Source organism: Labrys sp. WJW (genome assembly GCF_001676615.1).
GTDB classification, from domain to species: domain Bacteria; phylum Pseudomonadota; class Alphaproteobacteria; order Rhizobiales; family Labraceae; genus Labrys; species Labrys sedimenti.
In genome coordinates, this window is sequence record NZ_LYXZ01000068.1 from 34,537 (window position 1) to 46,635 (window position 12,099).

General features: G+C 66.3%; 10 protein-coding genes and 1 riboswitch. All 10 genes read left to right on the forward strand.

All coding sequences use genetic code 11. From position 1 onward, the window contains the following. Positions 1-2 precede the first annotated feature (2 nt). The 10 genes from BA190_RS31335 to thiD all read left to right on the forward strand — a co-directional run bounded on the left by BA190_RS31335 (position 3) and on the right by thiD (position 11,497). The gene (locus BA190_RS31335) at positions 3-1,778 is read left to right on the forward strand and encodes a glycerol-3-phosphate dehydrogenase/oxidase (RefSeq protein WP_068297632.1); all 1,776 of its coding nucleotides are present in this window, start codon (positions 3-5) and stop codon (positions 1,776-1,778) included. Further along, complete coding sequence (locus BA190_RS31340) at positions 1,744-2,565, forward strand: class I fructose-bisphosphate aldolase (protein WP_068297635.1); 822 nt, start codon at positions 1,744-1,746, stop codon at positions 2,563-2,565. The genes BA190_RS31335 and BA190_RS31340 overlap by 35 nt, the downstream gene beginning before the upstream one ends. Continuing rightward, positions 2,562-4,058, forward strand: coding sequence for an FGGY-family carbohydrate kinase (locus BA190_RS31345; protein ID WP_068297638.1), 1,497 nt, complete (start codon positions 2,562-2,564; stop codon positions 4,056-4,058). The genes BA190_RS31340 and BA190_RS31345 overlap by 4 nt, the downstream gene beginning before the upstream one ends. Continuing rightward, positions 4,055-5,671, forward strand: a complete 1,617-nt coding sequence (locus BA190_RS31350; RefSeq protein ID WP_068297640.1) for a GMC family oxidoreductase — start codon at positions 4,055-4,057, stop codon at positions 5,669-5,671. Before BA190_RS31345 ends, BA190_RS31350 begins: the two co-directional genes overlap by 4 nt. 286 nt (positions 5,672-5,957) lie before the next feature. After that, positions 5,958-6,065: riboswitch (TPP riboswitch) on the forward strand. 101 nt (positions 6,066-6,166) lie between these two features. Continuing rightward, on the forward strand, positions 6,167-8,008 hold the full coding sequence (gene thiC / locus BA190_RS31355) for a phosphomethylpyrimidine synthase ThiC (RefSeq protein ID WP_068297647.1): 1,842 nt from the start codon (positions 6,167-6,169) through the stop codon (positions 8,006-8,008). Further along, positions 7,992-8,999 carry a glycine oxidase ThiO gene (thiO, locus tag BA190_RS31360; protein WP_068297649.1) on the forward strand — a complete coding sequence of 336 codons (1,008 nt, stop codon included), beginning with the start codon at positions 7,992-7,994 and terminating at the stop codon, positions 8,997-8,999. Before thiC ends, thiO begins: the two co-directional genes overlap by 17 nt. Next, positions 8,996-9,193, forward strand: coding sequence for a sulfur carrier protein ThiS (gene thiS / locus BA190_RS31365; RefSeq protein ID WP_068297652.1), 198 nt, complete (start codon positions 8,996-8,998; stop codon positions 9,191-9,193). The genes thiO and thiS overlap by 4 nt, the downstream gene beginning before the upstream one ends. Before the next feature lie 95 nt (positions 9,194-9,288). After that, positions 9,289-10,086, forward strand: a complete 798-nt coding sequence (locus BA190_RS31370) for a thiazole synthase (RefSeq protein ID WP_068297668.1) — start codon at positions 9,289-9,291, stop codon at positions 10,084-10,086. Then, positions 10,083-10,718: a thiamine phosphate synthase gene (locus tag BA190_RS31375; protein WP_068297671.1), complete on the forward strand. Its 636-nt coding sequence runs from the start codon at positions 10,083-10,085 to the stop codon at positions 10,716-10,718. The genes BA190_RS31370 and BA190_RS31375 overlap by 4 nt, the downstream gene beginning before the upstream one ends. Next, on the forward strand, positions 10,715-11,497 hold the full coding sequence (gene thiD, locus BA190_RS31380; RefSeq protein ID WP_068297689.1) for a bifunctional hydroxymethylpyrimidine kinase/phosphomethylpyrimidine kinase: 783 nt from the start codon (positions 10,715-10,717) through the stop codon (positions 11,495-11,497). The genes BA190_RS31375 and thiD overlap by 4 nt, the downstream gene beginning before the upstream one ends. The last annotated feature ends 602 nt before the right edge of the window (positions 11,498-12,099 follow it).

Sequence of the window (12,099 nt, forward strand, 5' to 3'; positions counted from 1 at the left end):
GCATGACGCTCTCCCGGGCGGAACGGCTCGACAGGCTGCGCGCGAAGGGCCGCACGACAGTCCTTGTCGTCGGCGGCGGCATCAACGGCATCAGCACCTTTCGCGAACTCGCTTTGCAGGGGATCGACACCGTGCTCGTCGAGCGCGGGGATTTCATGAGCGGGGCCAGCGCGGCGCCATCCCGCATGATCCATGGCGGGCTGCGCTACCTGGAGAATGGCGAATTCGGACTGGTGAAGGAGTCCCTGCTGGAGCGCAACCGCCTGCTACGCAATGCGCCGCATTATGTCAGCGCCCTGCCGACTCTGATCCCGCTGGGCGATCGTTTCTCCGGCATGTTGTCGGCGGCACGCCGCTTTTTCGGCGGGCGGCCGAAGCCGGGACCGCGCGGCGCCCTGATCGTGCGGCTGGGGCTCGCCCTCTACGATTTCTATGCCCGCCGCGAGCGGCAATTGCCGAAGAGCCGCTTTTTCAGCCGACGCGCCACCCGCCTGAACTGGCCCGGCTTCCATCCCGACATCAACTATGCCGCCCTTTATCACGACGCCAAGATCAGCCGCCCCGAACAGCTCGGCCTCGAACTGATCGCCGATGCCGAGGCGACCTCTCCCGAGGTGTTCGCGCTCAACCATCTCGGCCTCGCCAGCCTGGATGGTGCTGTTGCTGAACTCACCGACAGCCTGACCGGCGAGCGCATTACCCTTACCGCCGATGTCGTCGTCAATGCCAGCGGAGCCTGGATCGACCAGACCAACGCCCTGATTTCAGGGAAGCAAACTGCGCTGATCGGCGGCACCAAGGGGTCCCATCTCGTCCTCGACAGCCCCGCGCTCCTCGAGGCCATCGGCGAGCGCATGGTCTATTTCGCCAACCGCGAAGGGCGCGTGTGCATCCTGTTCGCCCATTTCGGCCATATCCTCGCCGGATCGACCGACATCCGCGTCGACACGCCCGATGGCGTGCGCTGCGAGGCCAGCGAAACCGCCTATATCCTGGCCTCGATCCGCGAGGTCTTTCCCGGCATCGCCCTGTCGGAAGCCGATATCCTGTTCCGCTTCGCCGGCGTGCGCCCCTTGCCCCGGGCCGATGCGAATGTGAATGCCGAGATCTCGCGCGACCACAGCTGCGAATGGTCGGTGTCTCCGGGGCCGATACCCGTCCTCAACCTCGTCGGCGGCAAGTGGACGACCTTCCGTGCCTTCGGTGCCCAGGCCGCTGATACGGTGCTGACGCGCCTCGGGATCGATCGCACGCACTCGAGCGAGGCCCGGGCGATCGGCGGCGGCAAGGACTTTCCGCGAGACGAAACTGAACGCCGGGACTGGCTGCGCCGCGCCGCCATCTCGACCGGGGCTTCGGAAGAACGCTGCGCCGCCCTGCTCGAACGCTACGGCACGCGCATGCTCGATTTCACGCCGGGCGTCGATGACATCAGCCTCGCCAGCCTGCCTGATTACAGTCGCGACGAGGTCCGTTGGATCCTCTCGGACGGCCAGGTCGCCACTTTGGCCGACCTGGTGCTCCGGCGCATGACCATCGCCTTCAGCGGCGGGCTGTCGCTCGATGCGATCCACGAACTCGCCGCGCTGGCGGCATCAGCCCTCGGCTGGAGCGAGGCCCGCACGCAGGACGAGATCGACCGGCTGCTCACTCATCTCGATCACTTTCACGGCCTCGCAGCGGCAACGCTCGCGGCCCGCAACACCACAGGGAAGCCCCATGTATCTCACCAAGAAAGTCCGGATGAACCGCCTGTTCGGCGCCGGCAAATGTCTTGACGTCGCCATCGACCATGGCGTGTGCAACGAGCCTTCCTTCCTCGACGGCCTGGAGGACATGGGCAAGGTCGTGCGCATGCTGGCCGATGCCGGCCCCGATGCCATCCAGATGAATTACGGCCAGGCCGACCTGCTGCAGGAGATGCCGGGCAAGCACAAGCCGGCCCTGGTGATGCGCATCGACATGGGCAATCCCTACAACCGCCAGCGTCATCGCGAGATGTGGGCCCTCTTGCAGAACGCGCAGGATTCCATCGCCCCGGCGCTGCGCATGGATGCGGCCTGCGTGGTGGTCAATCTCTTCATGCTGCCGGACGAGCCGGGCCTGTTCCGGCAATGCATCGAGAACATTTCGCGGGTGGCGCAAGACTGCGAAAAATACGGCATGCCGCTGATGATCGAGCCGCTGGTGATGCAGCCGGCCAGCGAGCGCGGCGGCTATCTCGTCGATGGCGACGCGGAAAAGATCGTGACGCTGGTGCGCCTCGCCCGCGAGCTCGGCGCCGATATCGTCAAGGCCGACCCGACAAGCGACCCCGCCGATTTCCATCGCGTGGTCGAGGCCGCCCGCTGCCCCGTGCTGGTGCGCGGCGGCGGCAAGGCGGACCTGCGCCAGGTCTTCGCCAATTCCCACGCTTTGATGCGCCAGGGCGCGCATGGCATGGTCTATGGCCGCAACATCTACCAGCACGACAATCCCGCCCGCGTGGTCAAGGCGCTGATGGCGATGATCCATCAGGGCGCCGACGACGGCGAGGCCTGGGCCATCTACGAGGCTGCAGCGTGAGCCGCTATCTCCTCGGCATCGATGCCGGCAATACCGTGGTCAAGGCCGTCCTGTTCGATCTCGACGGACGGGTCCTGGCGCGGGCCGCGCTCGACGGCCAATCCCGCCAGCCCCAGCCCGGCTATGTCGAGCGCGACATCGCCGAACTCTGGGCCAATGCCGCCACGGTGATCCGGCGCTGCCTGGACGAGGCCGGCGTCGAAGGCAGGCACGTCATCGGCATCGGCACGGCCGGCCACGGCAACGGCCTCTATGTGCTCGACCGGGACGACCAGCCGCTGATCGGCATCCAGTCGATCGACAACCGGGCGGCCGGCCTTGCCGCCGAACTGCGCGCCTCGCGGGTCGCCGATGCCCTCTATCCGCTCTGCCTGCAGCGGCCCTGGCCGGCCCAGACGGCGACGCTGCTGCTCTGGCTCAAGCAGAACCGGCCCGACCTCTATGCCCGAGCCGGCACTGCCTTCCTGTGCAAGGACGCGATGACGTTGCTGCTCACCGGCAAGCGCGTCTCCGATTTTTCGGACATGAGCGGCGCGGGCCTGCTGCGCCTGCCCGAGCGGCGCTACGACGAAGCCCTGCTCGCGGCCTATGGGCTTACGGATGCCATGGGGCTGCTGCCTGGACTCGTCGAGTCAGAAGCCCCGGCCGGCGACGTCACCGCCGGCGCCGCGGCAGCCACCGGCCTCGCCGAGGGAACGCCTGTCGCCGCCGGCTTCTTCGACATCATCGCCTCGATGATCGGCTCCGGCGTCAACGCGCCCGGCGAGGCGGCCATCGTGGCGGGCACCTGGAGCATCAATCAGGTGGTACGCGAAACGCCACTGGTCGATGAGAGCGTGTTCCATGCCTCGACCTGGCGCTGGAATCGCTATGTCGCCGTCGAATCCAGCGCCACCTCGGCGGTCAATCTCGAATGGTTCGTACGCGAATTCGGCGGCGGGCATGGCGCAAGCGCATTCGAGGCCTGCAATGGATTGGTGGCTTCCGTCGCCCTCCATCCGGAATTGCCGCTGTTCCTGCCCTTCCTGTTCGGCGCCTCCACCCATCCCGACGCGCGCGGCGCCTTCATCGGTCTCGCCGGCTGGCACGGCAAGGCAGAGATGCTGCATGCGCTCTATGAAGGCGTGGTCTTCGAACATCGCCGTCATATCGAGCGCCTGCGCCACGCCGGCGCCGAGATCACGCGCGCCGCGCTGTCCGGCGGCGGCTCGCGCAGCCCGGTCTGGTGCCAGATGTTCGCCGACATCCTCGATCTGCCCGTCACCGTGGCCGAGTGCCAGGAAACCGGTGCGCTGGGCGCGGCGATCGCGGCGGGCGTCGCGGCCAAAACCTTCCCGACGCTTGACGACGGCATCGCCGCCATGGTGCGCCAGGCCGCGCAATACCAGCCCCATACCCGGGACAGGGCCCTCCTGGAGGCGCGCTATCGCCTCTATTGCGGCCTCGCGGAGACCATGCCCGATCACTGGAAACGCTACCGCGAGGGCGCATGAGCGAACGTATCGATCTCGGTGCCTATGACTATGTCGTCGTCGGCGCCGGCTCCGGCGGCTGCGTGCTGGCCAACCGGCTCAGCGCCGATCCCAAGGCCAGGGTGCTGCTGCTCGAAGCCGGCGGCTCGGACCGCTATCACTGGATCCACATTCCGGTCGGCTATCTCTATTGCATGGGCAATCCCCGCACCGACTGGGGCTATCGGACGGTGGCCGAGCCGGGCCTGAACGGACGCTCGCTCGCCTATCCGCGCGGCCGGGTGATGGGAGGCTGCTCCTCCATCAACGGCATGATCTATATGCGCGGCCAGGCCGCCGATTATGACCATTGGCAGCAGCTCGGCAATACCGGCTGGGGCTGGGACGACGTGCTGCCGCTGTTCCGTCGCTCGGAAAACCACCACGCCGGGAGCGCGCCTTTTCACGGCGCGGATGGCGAATTGCGCGTCGAGCGCCAGCGCCTGTCCTGGCCGATCCTGGACTCGGTGCGCGAGGCGGCCGAGGAACTCGGCGTGCCCCAGATCGACGACTTCAATGCCGGCGACAATACCGGCTCGGCTTATTTCGAGGTCAACCAGAAGGCCGGCTTTCGCTTCAATGCGGTGCGCGCCTTCATCAATCCCGTCAGGCAGCGCAAGAACCTCACCATTCTCACGGGGGCGATGGCCGAGCGTATCCGCGTTGCCGGCGGATGCACCGAAGGCCTCGAATTGAGCCTGGACGGCAAGCCGGCCCGAGTCTCGGTCAAGCGCGAGCTGGTGCTGACGGCCGGCGCCATCGGCACGCCTCAGCTCCTGCAGCTGTCCGGCATCGGGCCGGCGGCGCTCCTGGCCAGGCACGGCATCCCGCTCGTGCTCGATGCTCCGGGGGTCGGCGAGAACCTGCAGGACCATCTGCAGATCCGCACCATCTTCAAGATCAGCGGCGCGCGCACCCTCAACGAGTGGCAGGCCTCGCTGCTGGGCAAGGCCGAAATCGCCCTCACCTATGCGCTCAAGCGTTCGGGACCGATGGCGATGGCGCCGAGCCAGCTCGGCATCTTCATGAAATCGGATCCGCGTTTTGCCGACGCCAATATCGAGTTCCACGTCCAGCCCCTGTCGCTCGACGCCTTCGGGTCGCCGCTGCACCCCTTCCCGGCCATCACCGTCTCCGTCTGCAATCTCCGGCCGGAGGCGCGCGGCCATGTCCGCATCGTCTCACCGGATGTCCGGACCCATCCGGAAATCGCGCCGAACTACCTCTCCACCGAGGGCGACCGCGCCGTTGCTGCCGATTCGATCCGCGCAGCCCGCCGCCTGATGGCGACGAAGCGGATGCAGGCTTTCCAGCCGGAAGAGCTGAAGCCCGGGCCGGCGATCCAGTCGGCGGATGACCTGGCAAAGGCCGCCGGCGACATCGCCACGACCATCTTCCACCCTGTCGGCACGGCCCGGATGGGCAGCGACGCGGCGGCGGTGGTCGATCCTCAGCTGCGCCTACGCGGTATTTCAGGCCTGCGCATCGCCGACGCCTCTGTCATGCCGACCATCGTCTCCGGCAACACCCATGCACCCGTGGTGATGATCGCCGAGAAGGCCTCCGACATGATCGCCACGGCCTGGCGGGGGTGAGAAGCGGCAATTCTCAGGGGCGGTCTTCAAACCCGGCTCTTTCAAGGTGTTTCGAACAAACAGAACGACTGCAATAGGGCATCGTGCCCCTCATCCGCCTGCCGGCACCTTCTCCCGCAAGGGGAGAAGGGAATATTTGGGAAGGCATTGAGCAAGCCGATTGCCTTCTCCCCTTGCGGGAGAAGGTGCCCCGGAGGGGCGGATGAGGGGTGGCACCGCTCTTTCTTCCAAAACAATGCGACAATCCTTCCCTCTGGACGCAGGCCGATTCCGGGTCTAACCTCGGAATCGTTCCGAGGGGTGTCCTGCGCAAGCGGGGCTGAGATGGCCTAGAGCCGAACCCTTCGAACCTGATCCGGGTCATGCCGGCGAAGGGACGGGAACAGGGCTTTGGCGCTAGGAATTTGCTCCAGGTCCCGGAATCGGCTGAGATGCCGGTTCTGCCCAGACAATCGTCGCCCCGGATCTCCATGACTCGCAATGAGGAGGAGATCCATGAACGTCCAAACCCCAAAAACCAAAATCGCCGCGCCGCAAAGCGTGACCACCGGCCCGATCGCCGGCTCCCGCAAGGTCTATGCGGCTCCCGCCACGCATCCTGAGATGCGGGTGCCCTTCCGCGAGATCGCGCTGAGCGATGCCTCGCTCGCCCCTATCCGCGTCTACGATCCCTCTGGCCCCTATACCGAGGATGGCGCCAGCATCGATCTGAAGCAGGGCCTGCCGACCCTTCGCGAAGACTGGATCGCCGCACGCGGCTTCGGCGCGATCGAAGGACGCATCGTCAAGCCCGAGGACAATGGCAATGTCTCCGCCGACCGGCTGGTGGCGCCCTGCCCGGCCGAACGCAAGCTGCGCCGCGGCGCAGACGGCCAACTCGTCACGCAATATGAATTCGCCAGGGCCGGCATCGTCACCGAAGAGATGGTCTACGCCGCCTTCCGCGAAAATCTCGCCCGCGAGAAAGCCCTCGAAGGCGCAGCCGGACGCCGGGCCGACGGTGAGGATTTCGGCGCAGCCATTCCTGAATTCGTCACGCCGGAATTCGTGCGCGACGAGATCGCCCTGGGCCGGGCCATCCTGCCCGCCAACATCAACCATCTCGAACTCGAGCCGATGGCGATCGGCCGCAACTTCCTGGTGAAGGTCAACGCCAATATCGGCAACTCGGCCGTCACCTCGGGTGCGGCCGAGGAAGTCGAGAAGCTGGTCTGGGCGACGCGCTGGGGCGCCGACACCGTGATGGACCTCTCCACCGGGCGCAACATCCACAACATCCGCTCCTGGATCCTGCGCAACTCGCCGGTGCCCATCGGCACGGTGCCGATCTACCAGGCGCTGGAGAAGGTCGACGGCGACCCGCTCAAGCTCGACTGGGAGGTGTTCAAGGACACGCTGATCGAGCAGGCCGAGCAGGGCGTCGACTATTTCACCATCCATGCCGGTGTTCGCCTCGCCCATGTGCCGCTCACCGCCAGCCGCGTCACCGGCATCGTCTCGCGCGGCGGCTCGATCATGGCGCGCTGGTGCCTGGCCGGCCATCGCGAGAGCTTCCTCTATGAGCATTTCGGCGACATCTGCGACATCATGCGCCGCTACGACGTCTCCTTCTCGCTCGGCGACGGCCTGCGCCCCGGCTCGATCGCCGATGCCAACGACGCGGCGCAGTTCGCCGAACTGGAGACGCTGGGCGAACTGACCAAGATCGCCTGGGACAAGGGCTGCCAGGTGATGATCGAGGGCCCTGGCCATGTGCCCATGCACAAGATCAAGCAGAACATGGACAAGCAGCTCGCCGCCTGCGGCGAAGCCCCCTTCTACACGCTCGGGCCACTGACGACCGACATCGCGCCGGGCTACGACCACATCACCTCCGGCATCGGTGCGGCGATGATCGGCTGGTTCGGCACGGCCATGCTCTGCTACGTCACGCCGAAGGAGCATCTCGGCCTGCCCAACCGCGACGACGTCAAGACCGGCGTGATCACCTACCGCATCGCCGCCCATGCCGCGGATCTCGCCAAGGGTCATCCGGCCGCCAAGATCCGCGACGACGCGCTGTCGCAGGCGCGCTTCGACTTCCGCTGGGAGGACCAGTTCAACCTCTCCCTCGACCCGGATACCGCGCGGACCTATCACGACGAGACCTTGCCCAAGGACGTGCACAAGGTCGCGCATTTCTGCTCGATGTGCGGGCCGAAATTCTGCTCGATGAAGATCACTCAGGATCTTCGGGAAGAGGTCCGGGCTATGGAGGAAGCCGCGCGGCAGGGCATGGCTGAAAAATCGCGCGAATTCCTCGAACAGGGCGGGGCCCTCTATGTCCCGGCCGAATGACGTCAAGCGCGTCACCGTGGTGGGGGCCGGCGTCGCCGGCCTCGTCACGGCGATGGAATGCGCTTCCCGTGGCGCCGACGTCGAAATCCTGGAGCGCAGCGAAGTCCTGGGTGCGCAGGCCTGTTCCTGGCTGGCCGGCGGCATGCTGGCGCCCTGGTGCGAGCGTGAAAGCGCCGAGATCGAGGTCGAGCGGCGCGGCGAACTCGCGCTCACCTGGTGGCCGCGCCATGTTCGGGAAACCGTGCAGCGTGGCACGCTGGTGGTTGCGCCGGCCCGCGACGGCAGCGAGATCGCCCGTTTCGCCCGCCGCACCCAGGCGCATGTCCCGGTGGACGGACCCGGCATCGCGACACTCGAGCCGGACCTTGCGGGCCGCTTCCAGCAGGGCCTGTTCTTCCCCCGCGAGGCCCATCTCGACCCGAGACGGGCGCTGCAGGTACTGGCCGGGCGCCTCGCCGACCTTGGCGTGACCATCCGTTTCGGAACCGAGGCCGAGCCGCACGCCCTCGACGCCGACGCCGTGATCGACTGCCGGGGCTTCGCCGCACGCACCGAACTGCCGGATCTGCGCGGCGTCCGGGGCGAGGCCATCGTGGTCCACGCGCCCGGCGTCACCCTCTCCCGGCCCGTGCGTTTCCTGCATCCGCGCTTTCCGCTCTATATCGTGCCGCGCCCCGACCATCGCTTCATGATCGGCGCCACCATGATCGAGAGCGAGCATGACGGGCCGCCGACCTTGCGCTCGACCATGGAGCTGATGGCGGCGGCGTTCAGCCTGCATCCGGCCTTCGGGGAGGCCGAGATCCTCGAGCTTGAAGCCGGGCTGCGCCCCGCCTTTCCCGACAATCTGCCGCGCCTCACCGTGGTCGGGCGCGTCATCTCGCTCAACGGCCTGTTCCGCCACGGCTTCCTGCTCTCGCCGGCTCTGGCCCAGGAAGCAGCCGACAGGATCCTGCCCGTGCGGACAGCCCATCTAGGAGTTTGCGCATGACCCTCATCATCAACGGCGAGCGCCAGCAAACCGAGGCCGCCACCCTGGCACACCTGCTCGAAGCGCTAGAACTCGGCGACAGCGTGGTGGCCACCGCGATCAACGGGCGTTTCGTGCGGGCCGTCGATCGCGACCGGACCGCCCTCAAGGACGGCGATGCCGTCGAGATCCTCGCCCCCCGGCAGGGAGGATGACTCCGGGTGCGCGGGCGTCTCGCCCGCATCTTCCTATCCGCACATACGGCGCTTCCAAGAGCGGACGAGACGTCCGCGCACCCGGAAAACACATCATGACCGACACCCTCACCTTCTACGACACCCCCTTCGCCTCCCGCCTGCTGCTCGGCACGGCGCAATATCCCTCGCCGGCCATTCTCGGCGAGGCCGTGCGGGCGTCCGGCGCCAGCATCGTCACCGTCTCGCTGCGGCGGGAATCCGGCGGGGAACGCAGCGGCCAGAGCTTCTGGGGCCTGATCCGCGAGCTCGGCGTTCGGGTGTTGCCCAACACCGCCGGCTGCCACAGCGTGAAGGAGGCCGTGACGACGGCGCAGATGGCGCGCGAAGTCTTCGGCACGCCCTGGATCAAGCTGGAAGTGATCGGCGAGGCCGATACGCTGCAGCCCGATGTCTTCGGCCTGGTGGAAGCGGCTCGTATCCTCACCTCCGAAGGCTTCGAGGTCTTCCCCTACACCACCGAGGACCTGGTGGTCGCCGAACGTCTCATCGAATCCGGCTGCCGGGTGCTGATGCCCTGGGGGGCGCCGATCGGCTCGGGGCGCGGCCTCAACAACGTCTATGGTCTCAGCAGCATGCGGGCACATTTCCCCGACATTCCCCTGGTTGTCGATGCCGGCATCGGCACGCCGTCGCATGCGGCGCACGCCATGGAACTCGGCTATGACGCGGTGCTGCTCAACACCGCCGTCGCCAAGGCAGGCGATCCCACCGCCATGGCGCGGGCCTTCGCCCTCGCCATCGAGGCCGGGCGCCTCGCCTTTCTGTCCGACCCCATGATGCCGCGCGACATGGCGGCCCCTTCGACGCCGGTCTTCGGCCGGGCAAATCTGGATTCGGCGGTGCTGACATGAGCATCGTCGACACGACCTGGCGGCTCGATCCCTTCTACCCCGTGGTCGACAGCGTCGACTGGGTGGAGCGCCTGGTGAGGCAGGGTACCAAGCTCGTGCAGTTGCGCATCAAGGACCGCGACGACGAGACTGTCATGCCCGATATTCGCGCCGCCTTGGCGATCTGCCGCGCTTATGGCGCCGATCTGGTGGTGAACGACTATTGGCGGGCAGCCATCACGGCCGGCGCCGATTTCCTCCATCTCGGCCAGAGCGACCTCGACACCGCCGACCTCGCGGCCATCCGTGCTGCCGGCCTGAGGCTCGGCATCAGCACGCATGATCATCATGAACTTGCGCGCGCGCTCGCGTGCAAGCCGGATTATGTGGCACTGGGACCCATCTACCCCACCACGCTCAAGGTCATGCCGTTCGCCCCTCAAGGCCTCGAGCGTATCGGCGAGTGGAAGAGGCTGATCGGCGACACGCCCCTGGTCGCCATCGGCGGCATCACCCTGGAGCGAGCGCCCAGGTGCCTGGCTGCAGGCGCGGATGTGATCGCCATGGTCAGCGACGTCACCAGGCATCCCGATCCGGATACGCGGACCCAGGCGTGGTTGGCGGCAACCCGGCCGGCCACGGTCAGGGCATGACGGCGATCGCGCTCAGCATTGCCGGTTCCGATTCGGGCGGCGGCGCCGGCATCCAGGCAGATCTTGCTGCCTTTCGCGCCTTCGGCGCGTTCGGAACCACGGCCATTACCGCCGTCACGGCGCAGAACACCCGCGGCATCAGCGCCATCCATGCGGTCCCCCCGGAGGCACTCGCCGCGCAGATCGATGCCGTGCTCGACGATTTCAAGGTGGGCGCCGTCAAGATCGGCATGGTGCCCAGCGGGGTCCATGCTCGCATCATCGCCGAGAGCCTCGCGGGCCGGGGTATACCCATCGTGCTCGATCCGGTGATGTCGGCGACGACGGGCCGGCTCTTGGGTGAAACGGGTACGCTCGCCGCCCTCAAAACCCATCTCCTGCCGCTGGCGACCTGTCTCACGCCGAATCTGCCGGAAGCAGCGATCTTGCTGAACGGCACTCCGGCGGAAAGCGAGGCGCAGATGATCGAACAAGCCCGGGCCCTCCTCGCCCTCGGCCCGCAGGCCGTGCTGCTGAAGGGCGGGCATGGCCATCTCGGCGAAGCGGTCGACATTCTTGCCACCCGTGACGTTACCCAGCGCTTCGCAACGGCATGGGTCCAAACCCCAAACCTGCATGGAACGGGCTGCGCGCTCTCCTCGGCCGTCGCTGCAAACCTCGCAGGCGGCTGCACGCTCGCCGCCTCGGTCGAGTACGCCAAGCAATGGCTGGCAGATCGCCTCAGGGCAGGAAGCGGGCTTCAAATCGGCGAAGGCAGCGGTCCTGCCGTGCCTTTTTGAGAGAAAACCGGAGAGCCATGCAAAAGGCGCAGGCCAGCCCTCTCATTGCAGCAAAGCAATCCCACGCCACATTCCGCCCCCGAATGTGGCGCAAATGGGGCAGGTTCTTTGCACAATTGCCAAACCGCTCGACTTGGTCCGGAACGTGCTGCAGAGCAGCATGAAGCCTCTCTCAAGCATAGATCCTCCCTCATTGCCGCCGATAGCGGTGATAGCCTACGACTAATTCACCGGCGTTCGATTCAAACAACACGTATAGATCTTTGAATTTTTATGAATTACGTCGAAACCTAAATTCTATTGGGAAAATTTTTACGAATACGAAAGTCATTTAATTGCATTTTAACTGTAAGATGCCATCGCATCCGTCTTATTTTTGCCTTGAAATCTGCGCGGGCCTGTCACCAGTTCGAAAGCCGGTGTGGCGAAAACGCTACAGACTCCGTCAACGCTTTCTGCTTATATCCAGTCACTGTGATTTTCCGGTTTTTGGAGTATCGAACTATGAAAATGCGTTTGGCCCTCGCGGCTCTCCTCCTCACCTCGACCTCGGCTTTCGCTGCCGACCTGGCTCCCCAGGCTGTCGAGCCGGTCGCTCCGGT

Coding starts and splice junctions, on each gene's coding strand:
- BA190_RS31350 (WP_068297640.1), top strand. CDS start 4,055: ATGAGCGAACGTATCGATCTCGGTGCCTATGACTATGTCGTCGTCGGC.
- thiS (WP_068297652.1), top strand. CDS start 8,996: ATGACCCTCATCATCAACGGCGAGCGCCAGCAAACCGAGGCCGCCACC.
- BA190_RS31340 (WP_068297635.1), top strand. CDS start 1,744: ATGAACCGCCTGTTCGGCGCCGGCAAATGTCTTGACGTCGCCATCGAC.
- BA190_RS31335 (WP_068297632.1), top strand. CDS start 3: ATGACGCTCTCCCGGGCGGAACGGCTCGACAGGCTGCGCGCGAAGGGC.
- BA190_RS31375 (WP_068297671.1), top strand. CDS start 10,083: ATGAGCATCGTCGACACGACCTGGCGGCTCGATCCCTTCTACCCCGTG.
- thiD (WP_068297689.1), top strand. CDS start 10,715: ATGACGGCGATCGCGCTCAGCATTGCCGGTTCCGATTCGGGCGGCGGC.
- thiC (WP_068297647.1), top strand. CDS start 6,167: ATGAACGTCCAAACCCCAAAAACCAAAATCGCCGCGCCGCAAAGCGTG.
- thiO (WP_068297649.1), top strand. CDS start 7,992: ATGTCCCGGCCGAATGACGTCAAGCGCGTCACCGTGGTGGGGGCCGGC.
- BA190_RS31370 (WP_068297668.1), top strand. CDS start 9,289: ATGACCGACACCCTCACCTTCTACGACACCCCCTTCGCCTCCCGCCTG.